Genomic DNA, 15,237 nt, shown 5'->3' on the forward strand with positions numbered 1-15,237 from the left:
GCCGACCGATGCGGCATTTTCCGCTGCCGTCACTGCCGGCAAAGAGCACCCTGCCTGATTCAGGCCCGAGACTGCCTATTCCAGCAGCGTCCAGCTTCCGTCCGGATTGCGGCAGGCCGTGCCGCGCGAGGTTCGCGTACCGCCAGCAGACGCCGAAATCGTATGTGAGTAGGGGCGGCAGTCCTGGGAGCCGACACGGTAGGGCTGCGAAGCAGTCACCGTTCCACTGCGTCCGGTGCGTTCATCACGCCAGGTCACAGATTGCCCTGCCGGCGCGGACTCGAGCGCTTTGTATTCGGCATCCACTCCCGCCATACGCTCACGGCGCTGGAGGTCGGTCCCCAAATTTCCCATTATCAGCCCGCCGCCGACAATGCCTCCGATTGCGCGGACAGAACCCTGTCCCGACGTCGCCGTGACATCGATAGAGCGGGAGAAGCCGCCGGCGGCGCATCCGGAAAGCAGGAATGCCGTCATGGCGACAACAGCTGATATCTTCATACGCTCTCACCCTCCGCCGCCGAAACAGCGCCGCGACTATAGCTCATGTTTGACCGAATTTTGTCCACGCGTTCCCGCCTCCACCTCATGCCGCGGGCAATACAACTTCAGCCCGGAGTCCTCCAAGCCTGGAACGCTCCAAGGCGAGCGTTCCCCCATATTCCTTCACCAGATCAGCGGCGATTGCGAGACCAAGACCCGTGCCCGGCTTACTTTCGTCGAGCCTGCGGCCGCGTTTCAGCGCCTGTCGCGCCTGGTCTTCGGGAATTCCAGGTCCGTCATCCTCGATCATGACGCGAAAACCAAGCCCTCGCGAATCAGCCAGCCGCAGCGGCTGCAACCAAAGAACCACATTCCGATCGGCCCATTTCATGGCGTTTTCGAGAAGATTTCCGATGATCTCTTCCAAATCCTCTCGCTCGCCCGCGAACACCACTTCCGTGTCGGGCATCGTCGTCTGGAGCTTCTTGTCCGGGTTGAGCTTCTCGGCGACGCGCGCCATGCGGGCCAGTGTCTGGTTTACGGGACTTCGCGCTGCAAGCGTACTGCGCTGCGCCGCGGCGCGAGCACGCTGCAGATAGTGATCGATCTGCTTCTGCATGGCCTCCGTATGGCCGGTGATGAGTGCGCCCTGCTCCCCCCCGAGAGCCCTGCCCTCATTCATCAGCACGGCAAGCGGGGTCTTCAGCGAGTGGGCCAGATTCCCAACTTGCGTGCGTGCCCGCTCGATGATGCGCCGATTGCTTTCGATCAGGGCATTCGTCTCCTCAGCGAGCGGAGCGATTTCCGCCGGGAAAGGGCCGGAAAGCCGTTCGGCCGTTCCGGCCCGAATATTCGCAAGCGCGCTCCTGATGCTTCCCAACGGCCTTAACGCAATGAGAATAGCGAAGACGTTGATTGCGATCATTCCGAGGCCGAAGATGCCGAGATACGCATAGAGTCGGCCAGCAAAATCCGAAATTTCCCGTTCAAGTTCGCTGCGATTGCCCATCACGCGAAAGCGGGCGATGCGGTCAAGCTGGTCCAGCACGACTTCAGCTTCCAGAACCTCGATCTGCTCCCCGCCCGGGCCTTCCTCCACATAGCTGCGCTGGAAGTTGCGGTCGAATTGAACATCGGCAGTGGAAGGGGATCTGACCGGCATCACCAGAGACGATGAGCGCAATTGATTGCGCAACGCCGTCGAGATTGGTTCCACGGACCAATACCAGCCCGACAACGGTTCGGAAAACCTGAGATCGCCCAGGTTGGGGCTCCCCACCAGGCGGCCGTCTTCGGTCGCACTCACCGAAGCGATCAGGTTGAAGAGATGCGCGGAAAGCACATTGTCGAAACCGCGCTCGCTCACCTGCCGGAACAGGGTTGAGATAACCGTCGCGATTACCACAAGCGCGATTATCGCCCAAACGGACGAAAAGAGCACGACACGGAAAGTGAGCCGGCGCGGCAGGCTCGTAAGCCAAGCCTGCATTCGTGCCACCGGGCGAGCTACCGCGTGATCTGCCTCATCCGTCATTCGGCTCGCGCATACGGTATCCCATGCCTCGCACAGTTTCTATCAGGTCCACGCCCAGCTTCTTGCGCAGGCGCCCGACGAAAACCTCGATCGTATTGGAATCGCGGTCGAAGTCCTGATCGTAAAGATGCTCCACCAGCTCCGTTCGCGAAACCACGGAACCTTTGTGATGCATCAGGTAAGCAAGCATCCGGTATTCGTGGGAGGTGAGCTTCAGCGGCACGCCATCCATGTCCGCCTTGGACGCCTTGGTGTCCAGCCGCAAAGGTCCGCAGTAAAGCTCGGAGGATGCATGTCCCGCTGCGCGGCGGATGAGCGCCCGCACGCGCGCCAGCACCTCCTCCATATGGAAGGGCTTGGTCACGTAGTCGTCCGCGCCGGCATCGATGCCGGCCACCTTATCGCTCCAGCGGTCGCGCGCGGTCAGGATCAGAACGGGCATCTTGCGCCCATCGCGCCGCCAACGTTCCAGCACGCTGATCCCATCCATCTGCGGCAGGCCGATATCGAGCACGATCGCGTCGTATGGTTCGGTATCGCCTAGGAAATGGCCCTCTTCGCCGTCAAAGGCGCGATCGACCACGTAACCGGCATCTTCCAGCGCGACGCTAATCTGCCGGTTCAGGTCTTTGTCGTCCTCGACAACCAGAATGCGCATGAGTGCAGATCGCCCAATTCTTAGAAATGTAATTGATTATCGCACCGGCACGGTAACTTCCACCCGCCGCGGTCGTTCGCCGTCTCGGGCAGGCACCAGGATGACGATCCGGCACACGATGGTACCGCCCCGGGATTCGGCCGAGGCCCCCGCCAATGTGCCGCCCTGCTGGGCAGCAATCTGCTGCCCGATTGCATAGCAATCCGGCGCGCCTTGAGCGAGGAGAACCGGTTGTTCGGTCGCGGAAGACTGGCCGTAGGCGTTGGGGGCGAGCAGTCCGAGCGCCCCCGCCAAAGTCATCAGCCCGAAAATTTGGTCGCGTATAAGTTTCATGCTCTCTGTCTATCGCAAGAGGGCTGAATGGAGAATGAACAATTGCTGCGCCAAAGCAACCTCTGCACGGAAAATAGGCCCACGCGCGGGTCAGGCGCGTGGGGATTGAAAGCTCAGCGGATCCGGGTGTTTGCGGCCAGCCTTCCAAAAATCGCAAAAAGGCCGGATATGGCGGTGATGGCCTGCAGCAGAGTTTCCGTCACGGCCTGTTTATCAAGTTCCTCGACTGGCAGGCCCAGAAGGCTTCCCAGGGCTGCGGCGATGGTGATCGCCGATGCCCAGATCGTGCGCGATAGATACCACGGTTTCGTCTCGGTCATTTTCGCATGCTCCTCTTTGTGGTGAAGATCTTCAGGCGAGCGATATCGCCCGTCTGGCGGGAATGCCGGGGCCGACGGCCGCACTCATTTGGGAGACGGATATGTCGATCGAAGCGGGCGGCTCGGGAAAATCCGCCGCAATCATCGTTGCCGTATAGATCCAGGCCGGAGCGGTCGTATCGACGGTTCTCACAATGCTTCCATTCTGCCCCGCCACTCTGATCCGATAGGCTTCCTGTGCTTCTCCCAGCGGGATATCTTCTCCAAGCCAGCTATCGGCATCGATCCGCCCGCGCCGGATCCAGGACAAATGAAGGTCGCCATCCCGCAAATGCGCCTTCAGATGCACGGGCGAGAGAGGCAGAAGCGCCCTCATCCCGCCTTCAGCCGAGACCTGCAGGAAATGCTCCCCCGAAATGTCGTATCCGGCAGGTCCCACTCGCCAGTTGAGCTCAAGACCGATTTCCTCCGCCTTCAGCCCGGCGGGCGCGACCGCCTCGTCCAGCAGAACGAAAGGCGCGCCAGTTGCGGCGCCCGCCATCATCGCGTCGCCAGTACCCAGCTGGCCCCGCAAAAGCCCGCTCAGCCGCCAGACCGACGGTTCGATTTCCTCAGCGTGCTCGAACTGGAGGATTTCCCAAACACCAGCCGACGAGCGGACGGCGGCGGCATTCCCGCCATTGCACATCCTTATCCTCGATATGCTCTGGAATTCTCCATCGAGAAGGTGGACATCGAGCGAAGCCGAACGGTCCAGACGGCCTTCGACGGTGCCGCCCGGTAATGCCTGCCGAAGCAGGCCAATGGTCGCTCTGCCTTCCGCGGTGGAACGCAGGTCGAAGCCGGCCTGTTCCGGGGAAGCAAGCACCGCCTGCCTGCGCCAGGGCGCTGCCCGCACGGCAAGCCGGAACTGATCCTGCGGCGTATCCTGCGCAGAACGCAGCGGCAGATCCAGAAACAGCGCGTAAGGCTTGCTCGGTCCATAAACACCGCCGGAATTTCCCGGACTCTCGACAATTCTTGCCGGTGGCGCCGCCACACGCACCACTCGCCTCGCCCTTACGAGCCGGCTCAAGCCCTCCTCGATCTCTTCGACCAGATAGTCCGGCCCTTCCAGCTCGCCCGGCAGCCGCAGGACACTTCCGGCATCGATGCGCCGCTCGGCTGCGGGCACCGCAAAGGTGACGCGCTCACGCCCATCCCACCTTCGCCTCATCAGGTCGCGAACGAGGCTCTCCGCCTCGCCTGTCGCAATCGAGCCCGGGAAGGAAACGAAGCTCGTGCCGCTGCCCTTGGCGCCCACGAAATCAGCGGCCGCCGTCGCCGACTGATGGCTGTTCATCGGATCGGTGAAATCCAGATGCACAAAGGCTGGCAGATCTTGATCCGGCTGGCGCACGCGCTCCACAAGCTCATGCTGTTCCTGCAGGACAAGGTCATCTAGTGTGACCGCCCTGCCTGCCCCCTCGGTCGCGAAGACAAGCCCCTCTTCGCCATCCACCGCGCCGATGCTGAAGAGCGCGGCGACCGGCTCGATCGCCGCGCGCGCGGTCGCCGGGTTCGTGACGGCGTAGCCCGCCACCATGCCATCGGCCCGTGAGGTATCGGCCGGCGGCAGGCCATTGTCGGCCAGGATCTGCGCAATCAGCGCCTCGACGGGAACGCCGCTCAAGCGTCCGTTCAGCCAGTGGCCGCTCCACCAGTTGCCGCCGTCCCCCCATACATCGCCCTGCAGCGGAAAGGCCGGAAAGGGCCGCGCGTCCCAAGCCCAGATGCTGATCTGCCCCACATCCACCATCGGCCCGCCATAGACCGGAGAAATCGGATTGGCGGCCGGACCACCGTCTTGCCAATGCCGGTAATGGGCCATCAGGAATCGGTATTGCGCGAGATCCGAGCGCCCGCCATTCGAAAAATAGGGCACGGCGCTCTCCGCCGATTTCGGGTCGCCAAAGACATTCGGCTGGTTCGGCCCCTTGTCGATCGCCGCGCATCCCAGTTCGTCGCACCACGCGGCGTCGAATTGCGGCCCGCGAAGGCTGTCGGGATCTTCCGAGGAAAAGACCAGCGCCACCGCGCCATTGTCCCAGACGAGACGCCGCCGGCTCGGCTCATAATGCGGACGGTTCCCGCGCGAAATGCTGCGTATGCCCGAAGGCCCCTCGATCATCACCTCGCGCACATCGCCCAGCGTCTCGCCGACAAGCGCGATGCGCCCATAGCGATGAACCGCAAAGGGCGGCAGTCCGCGCACCAGCGAATTGACCCATTCGGCCCCGAGCCTCGTCTTGCCGGAGCCCCTGCCGCCCATCACCAGCCAGGTGTCCTTCAACGATGCACCGGCCGGATATTGCGGCAGGCGGGCGGACCCGAACCATTCAGACAAGATCCGCGGCGCCGCTTCCCCGTTCAGCATCCTCGCTGCCCATGGTGGCAGCGAGTTCACAAGCGAGTTCCACGATACGGGCATCGATGAGGGAGAGCGCGGCGGCCAATTCTGCATCGCTTTTCTTCTGCTTTTCTGCTGCGCGTTCGGGAAGGCGCGTCATCTCGCCAAGCTTCTCGACCATCCGCAGCATGGTCGAGAGCGCGTCGATGCGGTGCTTGTCATATGCGCCGGCGGCCCTGCCCTCGGCGCCTGCCGTCTCCAGGTCGCTGACCAATTGATCGGAGAGCACCACCAGGCGCCGCTCCAGCGCCTCGGTGTCCTCCTGCGGCGCCTCGTCCGCCTTCCGCCAGCCTTCCCTGCGGGCAAGCGTTGCCAGATAGGTTTCCGAAAGCCTGCATGCCTGTGCCAGCAATCCGAGAGAAACCGGCGCCCCTTCAAAGAGCGCGCGCTGCGCGCGCCGCGCGGTCGCCGCCGAACCGTATCGCATCGATCCTCCAAAAAATCGGGAAACAAAAAAGCGCTGGCCGGGAGGCGCAGCGCTTGCTCAGTTCAAGGTCCAAGGAGGTCCAAAATGCTTCGGGGCATTCGCGATGCCCTCACCGCCGGACCCACTTTTCCGACGATAGCTGAACCCTACCAGACCGCCGTCACGGCGTCAAGGACTTTTTTCCTAATTATATACTTGACAAAGTACGGCCGATTTCATAGGGTTGGCCATAGAGAGGGCAGACCCATGAAACTTGACCATCCGATCTTCACCAACGTTGACGCAGCCCGCGAGCACCTTAAGGCGCAGCGTTGGCCGCATGGTCCCGTCTGCCCGCATTGTGGCAACACCGACCCTGCCCGCATCACGAAGATGGAAGGCAAGGCGCATCGCCCCGGCCTCTACAACTGCATGGAATGCCGCGAACAGTTCACCGTCACCGTGGGAACCGTATTCGAGCGTTCCAAGATCGCTCTTAACAAATGGCTGCTGGCAACGTTCCTCATGGCTTCCTCTAAGAAGGGCATGAGCGCGCACCAGCTTCACCGTATGCTCGGCGTCACCTACAAGACCGCATGGTTCATGGCGCATCGCATCCGTGAGGCCATGAAGGAAGACGTGAAGTCCTCCGGCCCGCTCGGCGGCGAAGGCAAGACCGTTGAGGCCGACGAGATGTACATCGGCAAGCGTGAGACGCCTCGCAAGCTCGCTCGTGGCCGCATCGCCAACCCCACCAAATCAGGCAAGGCAGGCGGCGCACAGAAGCGCATCGTGGTTGGCCTTGTGGAGCGCGGCGGCAAGTCCCGTATGTTCCACCTGAACGATGCCACGAAAGAGACCGTGCGCGACGTGCTGGTGCGTAATGCAGACCGCAAGTCCATCCTCTACACTGACGAAAGCCGTCTCTACACTCGCACTGGTGAGGAATATGCCGGTCACAAGACCACCAAGCATTCCGCTGGCGAGTACGCCCGCCGCGAAGGCGACGTGGTTGTTCACTCCAAATACGATTGAAAGCGTGTTCTCAGTGATCAAGCGTGGCATGGTTGGCGTCTACCAGCATTGCGGCGAAGCCCATCTGCACCGGTATCTCGCTGAGTTCGATTTCCGTTACAATCGCCGTACGGCGCTCAAGATCACCGATGCGGAGCGCACCGATCAGTTGCTTGCCATGATCGAAGGCAAGCGCCTCACCTATCGGCGGATTGGTGAAGCCGATCACGCCTAAGCAGAAGGCGCGAAGGCTTCTCCGGCTAAGGAAGCGATCAAAGCTCTAGCCGGGGCCAAATTCCTCAGCCGCTGTCGGATAAGGCTCAAGGCCCAGCCTTATTCGCATGGCAGGTAGAGAGACTTGAAGGGCATCCGCCATAGCTTTCGGCGTGGTTTTCCCTTCCGCCCTCAGGCGACTGATCAGATCGTAGGGCATTAGCAGGTTGGCCGCGAAGCGGTTTGCTTCCGTCTCCTCGCGCGGGCCTATACTCGTGTTGTGGTAGCGCCCCGCGCTCGTGCTGCGATAAGCCCGATCATCGTCAATCCCGGTGCCAATCAGGTGGCGGTGATGGAAGAAATGCCCCAACTCATGTGCTATCGTAAACCTACGGCGGCGCTCACCATGGGTGGCGTTCACATTGATCTGGTAACGGCCCTCACTCACGGGGACCAATTCACCGGAAACGTCATCAGCCAACCATGCAGAATGAACGCGGATGCCGAGTTCACGGCAAAGGCCCTCCAGATCTACCGGATAGCTACTCTGCGCCCTCTTTACGGCGCTTATCATCGTCGTCACTGACAACCTCCTTCGCCGTCACTTCTGCGATCTCGTTGGCCTGCTCCGAGCTAACAGAGTTCTTCACAAGCTCCATGTATTCGCCAATTAATGTAGGTAGCAGCGTCTCCATTTTGGAGATCGCCAAATCTTCGACTCTCCGAGCGGCGTCCTTAAGCGCTTCCTTGGCCTCTTTCTCTGCTATCGTTTTTGCCCGATGCTGCACAAAGAAAAAGAGCGGGAACGCAGCTAACGCGAGAATCAGCGCCAACACAGCTAGCACGGACGATAGAAAATCGAGGCGTCCTATTTGTGACGCATATTCGATCACGTCTCTTGCAGCTTCCTCTGCGCCCATCCCGATTACCCCCATCTATCGGTTATGACGCTGGAAAGGTTACTATTCAACTACGCGAAGCGGACGGGTTGCTTTTGGAGTCCTGTTTGGCGCGGTTGCTGCGGGGTTTATCCTTCGCCGCCTTCTCGTGCGGCTTCGGTGGCGTCTTGAGCATCCGCTTTAGCGTCTCGTTGAAACGCTTCTCATCGCTCTGGGGGCGCTCTTTATCTTCGGCCATTCCCCGATATCCACATTAGTGACACACAATATGCAGCGTTTCTGGAAGCAATCGGGAACGACTGCTTGACGCCCGAAAGCGAGTCGCCTTTTAGTTGATAGGCTTGGCGCGACGGGACCGGGATTTTGCGGGTGCATCCGCAGAAATCTCCCGGTCGCCATCTTGGCCCGCTAGCTGGCGCTACCCGCTACGGGTGCCTTCGGAGATGCCGTCGATCTCCGTCGTATCGGTGGGGCCGTAAGGTTGGTACCTTGGTCGCGGCTTGTCATCCTGACTTTCGGGTTCGATTCCCGACGGCTCCACCATCTCTACAATAGGCGTTTTCGCCTTTTTGCCAATGGGGCAAATGCGCTCCATCTTAAAAGTTCCACACATTCCGGCCTGTCACGCACCAAGCACAATACTCGAATCGACCTTACTTTGTCATGTATATAATTAGGACTTTTTTCCTAACAACGAAAGTCCGACGAGAAGAAATTCAACGTGAAGCAGACATTAAAGACGCCGCCTAAGCCCGACAAAGGAGGGAGTGCGAATAGAAAGGGCGACGACAAAAGCCGCCGCCCGAAACGGATGATACCTAATGCTGCTCAGGCCGCGAGACGTGACTCGGCAAGGTTGATGGACTCCAACTCAGCCCGGATCACCGGCTCAGTTGTCTCCATTTCGTAGCGGTTTTGGAGGTTGAGCCAAAACTCCGGCGTTGTGCCGAAGATGCGGGCTAGCCTGAGGGCCGTGTCCACCGTGATGCCGGTTTCCTCACGGACGATACGTTCAATCCTGGTCCTCGGAACTCGGCACGCTTTTGCGAGTGCGTATGCCGTAAGGCCATATGGCACCATAAATTCCTCGCGAAGCACCTCTCCGGGGTGCATAGGGGAAAGCCGCTTAGACATCATGGTTCTTCCTTACTCACCTGTGATAGTCGGTGATCTCAACCTGATAGGCGTCACCGTCACTCCAAACAAAACACACTCGATACTGGCTATTTATCCAAAGCCCATTGCCCCTTACGATCCTTGTCCAGCTCATGCAGCTTGTTTCCTGGCGGCGCTTTGAGGTCTCTTATCTCTCTAGCTGCTTCGATCATCCGCAACTTGCGCCTTGCGACTTTAACTATGTTCGTCGGGAATCCGGCTGGGCAGACCCCGTTGAACACGCTTTCCGTGGCCGCGTCAGCAAAGCTACGGATCATGCGTCTTCTCTTCATCTAACGTATCAGGCTTCGATACGTTCCGCAATACGGATCGTATCACGAACCGATACCAACGATCGCCGTTCAACTGTGGATGCCCCCTCCCGCGTCGTGGCGGCAACCTACTTCTTTTTTCGCAGAAAGAGGAGTCTTCTTGGCGTATGGCCTTCACCTATCCGCCGATACGCCGACGCTCATCTTCGGCCTGTACCCACGGTCTTCAGCCCCCTCTACACCGCTCATCCTGAGCGCCGCACGTCAGGATCATTTTCCCACACCGCAAATTTCATAAGCTTTTCCCTTAACAGGGATCAACCTTCTGCCTACCAAATGTGTTAAGCTTAGCTGGGGTAGGCTCGCGCGTACCTAAAGCCGCGTTGTTTCGCGGTGCAGCGAGAGCAGGAAGGACGCCGGGCTGTTCGGTCATGGTAGAGAAGCGTACGCCGAAGAAGGGAAATACACCGAGGGCCACGATCTTCCTCGACATAGATGCGTGGATCGATTCCACCCTCTATGAGCTGCGTTTCAAAGCCGCCGAGTTCTGGGAAGACCTCACCGTCTTCTTCCGCCGCTTCCGCTTCTACGGCTTAAGGCGCGCCGTCATCGAATTCTTCAGCGAAGGGGTCACCATGCTGGCCGCGGGCTCGGTGGTTATGCTGGGTCTTGCCATACCCGCCTTCCAGGAGACAGCGGGCGACTGGCGCGCGCAGGACGATTATGCCGTCACCTTTCTTGACCGCTACGGGCAGGAGATCGGCCAGCGCGGCATCCGCCAGCGCGATTCCGTGCCGGTCGACGAGATGCCCGACCATGTGGTCAAGGCTGTCCTGGCCACGGAAGACCGGCGCTTCTTCGAGCATTTCGGGATTGATTTCGTCGGCCTGTTCCGCGCGCTTTCTGAGAACATGCGCGCCAATTCCGTGGTGCAGGGCGGCTCCACCATCACGCAGCAGCTTGCGAAAAACCTGTTCCTCACCAATGAGCGCACGGTGGAGCGCAAGATCAAGGAAGCATTTCTCGCCGTCTGGCTGGAAGCCAATCTGACGAAAAAAGAGATCCTGCAGCTTTATCTCGACCGCGCTTATCTCGGCGGCGGCACTTTCGGCATCTCCGCCGCGGCCGATTTCTATTTCGGCAAGCAGGTCAAGGACCTCACATTGCCCGAGGCGGCCATGATCGCCGGCCTCTTCAAGGCTCCCGCGCGCTATGCGCCGCATATCAATCTTCCCGCCGCGCGCGCCCGCGCCAATGAGGTGCTCAGCAATCTCGTCCAGTCCCGCTTCATGACGGAGGGGCAGGTGCTTTCGGCCCGGCTCAATCCGGCGACTGCGGTGGACCGCGGCGACCGCGAGGCGCCCGACTATTTCCTGGATTGGGCGTTCGAGGAGGTGAAGAAGATCGTGCCGGAGGGCGCAACCCATTCGCTGGTGGCGCGCACGACCATGGACCTTGACCTGCAGCATGCGGTCGAGGAATCGATCGAATTTCATCTGCGCCAATACGGCAAGGATTACGACGTGGAGGAAGGCGCCGCTATCCTCATGGATACGGACGGCGCGGTACGCGCGCTGGTCGGCGGGCGGGACTACGGCCAGAGCCAGTTCAACCGCGCAACGCGCGCCGCGCGCCAGCCAGGTTCCTCCTTCAAGCCCTATGTCTACGCGGCCGCCATGGAAGCGGGTTTGACGCCGAAGACCGTTGTTTCCGACGCGCCCATATCCTGGGGCAACTGGTCGCCGCAGAATTACGGGCGCAGCTATGCCGGCCGCGTCGACCTCGCGACAGCGCTCGCAAGGTCCTACAACACGGTCCCCGTCCGCCTGGCGCGCGACCATCTGGGCATCGATGTCATCCAGAAGCTGGTGAAAGATATGGGCGTGGAAACGCCGCTCAACGGCCATAAGACCATGGTGCTGGGCACGTCCGATCTGACGGTGCTGGATCAGGTGACCGGATACAGCGTTTTCGCCAATGGCGGCTTTGCCGGCACACGTCACGGCATCCTGGAACTGCATACTCACACCGGCGAACTCGTTTACGATTGGCGGCGCGATGCGCCGCCGCCACGCCGCGTCCTTTCCGAAACGGCCGTTTCGAACATGAACAGCATGCTGGTTGAGGTGCCGGAGCGCGGCACGGCCCGGCGCGCGGCCCTTCCCAATATCCGCTCCGCGGGGAAAACCGGCACGACCCAGTCCTATCGCGATGCCTGGTATGTCGGTTACACCGGAAATTATGTCGCCGCCGTCTGGCTCGGCAATGACGATTACAGGCCAACCGACAATATGACCGGCGGCACGCTGCCGGCCATGGTCTGGCAACGCTTCATGGCCTATGCCCACCAGAACCTCGAGTTGAAACCTATTCCGGGCATCGAAAATCCGCTGCCCGCCAAGAGCGACGAGGCCGTGGCGGCTGCCAAAACCGAGGGTGTGGAGGCCGGTCCGCGCCGGCCGGCGCATAGCCTGCCGCTTGCCACCCGCACCGTGCTGAACGATCTGCTCGGGCTCTTCCGCCAGGCGCCCCCCGTCAAGCCTCGCCGCGTCTCCGAAAACCTGTCGGCTCTTTGATTGTAAAACCCAGCTCGGTTTTTACTGTTACGAGTTGCGCCGCCTCGGTCCTCTGCGTATTCGATAAATTCATTTCCGATATGGGTTTCGATGCTAAGAACTGTCCTGCTAACCCTGCTTACGCTCTCGATCGCGATTGGCGGGGGCGCCGGCAGTCTCTATTTTGTCATCAAATCCGCGCCGCCGATCGGCCCCGTCGAGGCGGGCCCCTGGATTGCCTTTCCCGATCTTGGAACAACGCTTGCCGATCCGTATTCGCGGGCCCGTTTCGCGCGAGAAGGCGGCATTCCCTTCGGCCGGGCGGAAGGGGTCGTTTTCACGGCCACGCAGGATTCCGCCGGCCAGGCGCTCAGCCGCACCTGCACTTACCGCGTTGAAGGTTCCATGCCCTCCACGCGGTTCTGGACTCTTCACGCGTCCGATATGCTTGGCGTTCCCCTTCCTCCGCTGGGGCGCAGGCCGGCTGCGCTCAATTCGGAGGTGATCCTGCACCGGCCCGGCAACGCTCTCGTCATCAGCGTCTCCCCTCACCCGCACCCGGAAAACTGGCTTCCTGTTACCGGGCAACAGGCAATGCAGCTGGTCCTTACACTCCTCGATACACCCGTTTCCGCGGGGTTCGAGATTACGGAGCTCGCGCTGCCTGAAATCAACCGGGTCAATTGCGATGCTTAGGCTATTTTACGTGATCCTTCTCGGCCTCGTGGGCGCCGGCATGGTCCACATTGCAATTCTTTTCATGCTGCCGTCCTATTCGGAGCGGGATATCTGGTCGAGGCTGTCGGCCGTTGCCGCTCCCTATGCGGTTGTGAACCTTGGGCCGGAGGCCCTTCGCGACAACGCTCCAGCGCCTCGTAATCCGTTTCTCCTCCCTGCGGCCTGCCGATTTGATCTGGCCGATGGGCCGGTCCATGTGCAGTCGCCGCAAACTGTCCCGTTCTGGTCCGTGTCCATCTACAACGAGGACGGGCTTAATATCTTCAGCATCAGCGACCGCACCGCCACCGACCGCGTGCTCGATTTCGTCATACTCACCACCGCCCAGATGCAGGTCATCAGAAGCGGCATCCCCAGCGAGCTTGGGCGATCGGTCTTCATTGAAACAGATGCGGAGGAAGGCATCGCCCTGGTGCGGGTTTTCGCGCCGGATGAAACCTGGCAGGGCGTGGCCGCTGCCTTTGTCAGGGAGCTGTCGTGCCGCCCCGTCGCGCTTGATTAGAGCGTGGCTACCGCTTGCCGCGGCCCCGTTTGGGCGCGTGCCGGGAAGAGGCCGCCGCCCTCAACTGCGCTCCTTCGATCCGTTCGTATCGAACTCCGGTAAAGATGAGGATCTCCGCGCCGCCAGTGGGCGGCGGTTGTTGCGTCCGCTTTGCCGGCTGTTGCCTTAAGGGCAGTATGATCGCCATGCTCGCTTCCTTGCTTTCCGCCGGAACGATCTGCGAATGCACCCAGCGCCATAAAACGCGGGTTATGGTTAACAGTCCCTTACCGTCTTCTCACCTTTGGTGAAGATAATCCTTAATTTTGCGGTTAATGGCTCGCTAACGCATTCGGGTTAGCTTGCGGTCTTGGGGGATTTTCCGGCGCACCGGGGGCGCGGGCTATCTCCCCCCGTGTCTTTTCTAAGTGCAGGGCGTATAACTGCGTGTCAGTCGCCGATTTTAGGGATATCGCTTTGGAACGGGGACCGCGTCATGGCGAGCGGGTGTTCCGTGCGGCGGTTTCGGCCTTCTCTTCCCTTTTGCATCCGACGCGGGAGGACGCCGCGCGGCTCGATGATCTCGCGCTGGGCCTCTACGATTCAGTCCCCAGCGAAGCGCGCCGCTTCGCCGCCGCTGCCTTGTCCGATTGCGATCCCGCTCCGCGCCACCTCGTTGCCCGCCTGGCGGATGAATCGGCGGATATAGCGGCTCCGATTCTCATCCGCTCGAAAGCACTGCGCGATATCGATCTCATCGGCCTCATTGCTCGCAGGGGCATTCCCCATGCCCGCGCGATCGCCCGGCGCGAAGGCCTCCACCCGACCGTGGCCGCTCTCATCCGAGCCCTGCTCAGCCGCGTCGAGCCGGAAACAACAGCGGCGCTGGAAATGCATGATCAGGAGAGCGCCATGGAAGCAGTGCGCAACCAGCTTCTTGGCCTGATGGATGAAGCGCGCATCCCGGAGGAAGAGCCACGGCCCTCCCCTTCGCCCCATGCGGCGACGGAGGTCTATCCGGCATTGCGCGAGGCCGTCCTTTGCGGAGAGATGCGGCGCTTGGCGGAACAACTCGCGGCAGCTCTTGAGCTGCGAATTGCGCGCGCGCGGACGCTTGTCAGCGGCGTTACCTATTCCGACCTGCTCCCGGCGTTGAAGGCACTGGAACTTTCCACCGAGCAGGCGCTGCTGCTCGTGCTCGCCGCCTATCCCGCGCAGGTCACGGGCCCTCCCGCCATCCGGCTTTTCTGCGTACGATATGAAGCGCTCACGCCGGAGGCAGCGCGTGAAAAGGTTCTAGATTGGCAGGAACAGGACATCGAGAAAGGTTCGTCTCACCTTTCCGCTCTCAGTCGCTGACCAGCGTAAAGTAGTCCGAGCGCTCTCTGGCTGTTTCGATTTCGACAACCCATAGATCGGAATCGAAGCGGATTTCGCGCGCCAGCCGGCTTTCGATTTCCGCCTCGTCCGCTGTGGTCGTCAGAAGGGTGAACTGCCGGTCGGTGGGCTTGGCCTCGTCATAGCTTGTCTGCGCGGCCGGGCCGTAGAGCTCTAATTCCCCCAGGCGCGTGCGCTGCAGGATGAAAATGGCGCCCGCCTCGGTGGAGCCCTTGCGTCTTACGGCGGCAAACCCGCCGTCGGAAAAAACCCGCCTGATCAGGAGGGAAACCCAAAATTCGCTGGTGACCCGCATTGGCGCTCCTGTAGGGCTGGTGTCGACGGATGCG

The 15,237-nt window shown here is 61.0% G+C and carries 17 protein-coding genes, 1 tRNA gene and 1 pseudogene; 6 read left to right on the top strand and 13 right to left on the bottom strand.

Translation table 11 applies throughout. The features are described from left to right. Nucleotides 1–75 precede the first annotated feature (75 nt). The 7 genes from GNP00_RS03305 to GNP00_RS03335 form a co-directional block, all read right to left on the bottom strand. A complete protein-coding gene (locus GNP00_RS03305; protein WP_011580236.1) occupies nucleotides 76–501 on the bottom strand; it encodes an RT0821/Lpp0805 family surface protein in 426 nt (141 codons plus the stop codon). An 85-nt stretch (nucleotides 502–586) separates the two neighbouring features. Continuing rightward, complete coding sequence (locus tag GNP00_RS03310) at nucleotides 587–1,972, bottom strand: ATP-binding protein (protein ID WP_011580235.1); 1,386 nt, start codon at nucleotides 1,970–1,972, stop codon at nucleotides 587–589. 34 nt (nucleotides 1,973–2,006) lie between these two features. Beyond that, nucleotides 2,007–2,675 (bottom strand): response regulator transcription factor, encoded by a 669-nt coding sequence (locus tag GNP00_RS03315; RefSeq protein WP_011580234.1) that lies wholly within the window; start codon nucleotides 2,673–2,675, stop codon nucleotides 2,007–2,009. A gap of 36 nt (nucleotides 2,676–2,711) precedes the next feature. Next, nucleotides 2,712–3,008 (bottom strand): hypothetical protein, encoded by a 297-nt coding sequence (locus GNP00_RS03320; protein ID WP_011580233.1) that lies wholly within the window; start codon nucleotides 3,006–3,008, stop codon nucleotides 2,712–2,714. 113 nt (nucleotides 3,009–3,121) lie between these two features. Further along, entirely contained in the window at nucleotides 3,122–3,328 is a 207-nt protein-coding gene (locus GNP00_RS03325; protein WP_011580232.1) for a hypothetical protein, read from the bottom strand. Between the two features lie 31 nt (nucleotides 3,329–3,359). Next, complete coding sequence (locus GNP00_RS03330; RefSeq protein WP_425482926.1) at nucleotides 3,360–5,798, bottom strand: phage tail protein; 2,439 nt, start codon at nucleotides 5,796–5,798, stop codon at nucleotides 3,360–3,362. Continuing rightward, the gene (locus tag GNP00_RS03335) at nucleotides 5,707–6,204 is read right to left on the bottom strand and encodes a hypothetical protein (protein ID WP_011580231.1); all 498 of its coding nucleotides are present in this window, start codon (nucleotides 6,202–6,204) and stop codon (nucleotides 5,707–5,709) included. The genes GNP00_RS03330 and GNP00_RS03335 overlap by 92 nt, the downstream gene beginning before the upstream one ends. Nucleotides 6,205–6,450: 246 nt before the next feature. On the opposite strand from GNP00_RS03335, the pseudogene GNP00_RS03340 reads away from it, so the two are divergent. Continuing rightward, a pseudogene (locus GNP00_RS03340) lies at nucleotides 6,451–7,432 on the top strand (IS1595-like element ISMesp1 family transposase). 45 nt (nucleotides 7,433–7,477) lie between these two features. Here the strand turns inward: GNP00_RS03340 and GNP00_RS03345 are convergent. From GNP00_RS03345 to GNP00_RS03355, 3 genes are read right to left on the bottom strand one after another with little or no spacing between them, the layout of a single operon-like run. Beyond that, nucleotides 7,478–7,984 (bottom strand): ImmA/IrrE family metallo-endopeptidase, encoded by a 507-nt coding sequence (locus tag GNP00_RS03345; protein WP_011580230.1) that lies wholly within the window; start codon nucleotides 7,982–7,984, stop codon nucleotides 7,478–7,480. After that, on the bottom strand, nucleotides 7,953–8,330 hold the full coding sequence (locus GNP00_RS03350; RefSeq protein WP_157038025.1) for a hypothetical protein: 378 nt from the start codon (nucleotides 8,328–8,330) through the stop codon (nucleotides 7,953–7,955). The genes GNP00_RS03345 and GNP00_RS03350 overlap by 32 nt, the downstream gene beginning before the upstream one ends. A gap of 46 nt (nucleotides 8,331–8,376) precedes the next feature. Next, nucleotides 8,377–8,547, bottom strand: a complete 171-nt coding sequence (locus tag GNP00_RS03355) for a hypothetical protein (protein ID WP_157038024.1) — start codon at nucleotides 8,545–8,547, stop codon at nucleotides 8,377–8,379. Nucleotides 8,548–8,778: 231 nt separating this feature from the next. On the opposite strand from GNP00_RS03355, the gene GNP00_RS03360 reads away from it, so the two are divergent. Next, nucleotides 8,779–8,852: transfer RNA gene (locus GNP00_RS03360), tRNA-Asp, on the top strand. A gap of 285 nt (nucleotides 8,853–9,137) precedes the next feature. Here the strand turns inward: GNP00_RS03360 and GNP00_RS03365 are convergent. Together GNP00_RS03365 and GNP00_RS03370 are read right to left on the bottom strand one after the other, a co-directional pair. After that, nucleotides 9,138–9,443, bottom strand: a complete 306-nt coding sequence (locus GNP00_RS03365) for a HigA family addiction module antitoxin (protein ID WP_041545147.1) — start codon at nucleotides 9,441–9,443, stop codon at nucleotides 9,138–9,140. Between the two features lie 89 nt (nucleotides 9,444–9,532). Beyond that, nucleotides 9,533–9,742: a type II toxin-antitoxin system RelE/ParE family toxin gene (locus tag GNP00_RS03370; protein WP_343034304.1), complete on the bottom strand. Its 210-nt coding sequence runs from the start codon at nucleotides 9,740–9,742 to the stop codon at nucleotides 9,533–9,535. A 425-nt stretch (nucleotides 9,743–10,167) separates the two neighbouring features. Here GNP00_RS03370 and GNP00_RS03375 point away from each other — a divergent pair, with 425 nt between their 5' ends. The 4 genes from GNP00_RS03375 (at nucleotide 10,168) to GNP00_RS03390 (ending at nucleotide 14,869) form a co-directional block, all read left to right on the top strand. Next, nucleotides 10,168–12,312: a transglycosylase domain-containing protein gene (locus tag GNP00_RS03375; protein ID WP_011580226.1), complete on the top strand. Its 2,145-nt coding sequence runs from the start codon at nucleotides 10,168–10,170 to the stop codon at nucleotides 12,310–12,312. Nucleotides 12,313–12,402: 90 nt separating this feature from the next. Beyond that, nucleotides 12,403–12,987, top strand: coding sequence for a DUF1214 domain-containing protein (locus GNP00_RS03380; protein ID WP_011580225.1), 585 nt, complete (start codon nucleotides 12,403–12,405; stop codon nucleotides 12,985–12,987). After that, nucleotides 12,980–13,531: a DUF1254 domain-containing protein gene (locus GNP00_RS03385; protein ID WP_011580224.1), complete on the top strand. Its 552-nt coding sequence runs from the start codon at nucleotides 12,980–12,982 to the stop codon at nucleotides 13,529–13,531. The genes GNP00_RS03380 and GNP00_RS03385 overlap by 8 nt, the downstream gene beginning before the upstream one ends. A 456-nt stretch (nucleotides 13,532–13,987) precedes the next feature. After that, nucleotides 13,988–14,869 carry a DUF2336 domain-containing protein gene (locus tag GNP00_RS03390; protein WP_166015722.1) on the top strand — a complete coding sequence of 294 codons (882 nt, stop codon included), beginning with the start codon at nucleotides 13,988–13,990 and terminating at the stop codon, nucleotides 14,867–14,869. Here the strand turns inward: GNP00_RS03390 and GNP00_RS03395 are convergent. Further along, nucleotides 14,859–15,203: a DUF1491 family protein gene (locus tag GNP00_RS03395; RefSeq protein ID WP_011580222.1), complete on the bottom strand. Its 345-nt coding sequence runs from the start codon at nucleotides 15,201–15,203 to the stop codon at nucleotides 14,859–14,861. The two genes, GNP00_RS03390 and GNP00_RS03395, sit on opposite strands and share 11 nt — an antisense overlap. Between the last annotated feature and the right edge of the window lie 34 nt (nucleotides 15,204–15,237).

It is taken from the genome of Chelativorans multitrophicus, assembly GCF_011317445.1.
Classification (GTDB): domain Bacteria; phylum Pseudomonadota; class Alphaproteobacteria; order Rhizobiales; family Rhizobiaceae; genus Chelativorans; species Chelativorans multitrophicus.

Excerpts from the sequence above, each read along its gene's own strand:
- GNP00_RS03395 (WP_011580222.1), bottom strand. The coding sequence starts at position 15,203 with ATGCGGGTCACCAGCGAATTTTGGGTTTCCCTCCTGATCAGGCGGGTT.
- GNP00_RS03330 (WP_425482926.1), bottom strand. The coding sequence starts at position 5,798 with ATGCCCGTATCGTGGAACTCGCTTGTGAACTCGCTGCCACCATGGGCA.
- GNP00_RS03320 (WP_011580233.1), bottom strand. The coding sequence starts at position 3,008 with ATGAAACTTATACGCGACCAAATTTTCGGGCTGATGACTTTGGCGGGG.
- GNP00_RS03325 (WP_011580232.1), bottom strand. The coding sequence starts at position 3,328 with ATGACCGAGACGAAACCGTGGTATCTATCGCGCACGATCTGGGCATCG.
- GNP00_RS03385 (WP_011580224.1), top strand. The coding sequence starts at position 12,980 with ATGCTTAGGCTATTTTACGTGATCCTTCTCGGCCTCGTGGGCGCCGGC.
- GNP00_RS03350 (WP_157038025.1), bottom strand. The coding sequence starts at position 8,330 with ATGGGCGCAGAGGAAGCTGCAAGAGACGTGATCGAATATGCGTCACAA.
- GNP00_RS03310 (WP_011580235.1), bottom strand. The coding sequence starts at position 1,972 with ATGCAGGCTTGGCTTACGAGCCTGCCGCGCCGGCTCACTTTCCGTGTC.
- GNP00_RS03355 (WP_157038024.1), bottom strand. The coding sequence starts at position 8,547 with ATGGCCGAAGATAAAGAGCGCCCCCAGAGCGATGAGAAGCGTTTCAAC.
- GNP00_RS03305 (WP_011580236.1), bottom strand. The coding sequence starts at position 501 with ATGAAGATATCAGCTGTTGTCGCCATGACGGCATTCCTGCTTTCCGGA.
- GNP00_RS03370 (WP_343034304.1), bottom strand. The coding sequence starts at position 9,742 with ATGATCCGTAGCTTTGCTGACGCGGCCACGGAAAGCGTGTTCAACGGG.
- GNP00_RS03345 (WP_011580230.1), bottom strand. The coding sequence starts at position 7,984 with ATGATAAGCGCCGTAAAGAGGGCGCAGAGTAGCTATCCGGTAGATCTG.
- GNP00_RS03380 (WP_011580225.1), top strand. The coding sequence starts at position 12,403 with ATGCTAAGAACTGTCCTGCTAACCCTGCTTACGCTCTCGATCGCGATT.
- GNP00_RS03375 (WP_011580226.1), top strand. The coding sequence starts at position 10,168 with ATGGTAGAGAAGCGTACGCCGAAGAAGGGAAATACACCGAGGGCCACG.
- GNP00_RS03365 (WP_041545147.1), bottom strand. The coding sequence starts at position 9,443 with ATGTCTAAGCGGCTTTCCCCTATGCACCCCGGAGAGGTGCTTCGCGAG.
- GNP00_RS03315 (WP_011580234.1), bottom strand. The coding sequence starts at position 2,675 with ATGCGCATTCTGGTTGTCGAGGACGACAAAGACCTGAACCGGCAGATT.
- GNP00_RS03335 (WP_011580231.1), bottom strand. The coding sequence starts at position 6,204 with ATGCGATACGGTTCGGCGGCGACCGCGCGGCGCGCGCAGCGCGCGCTC.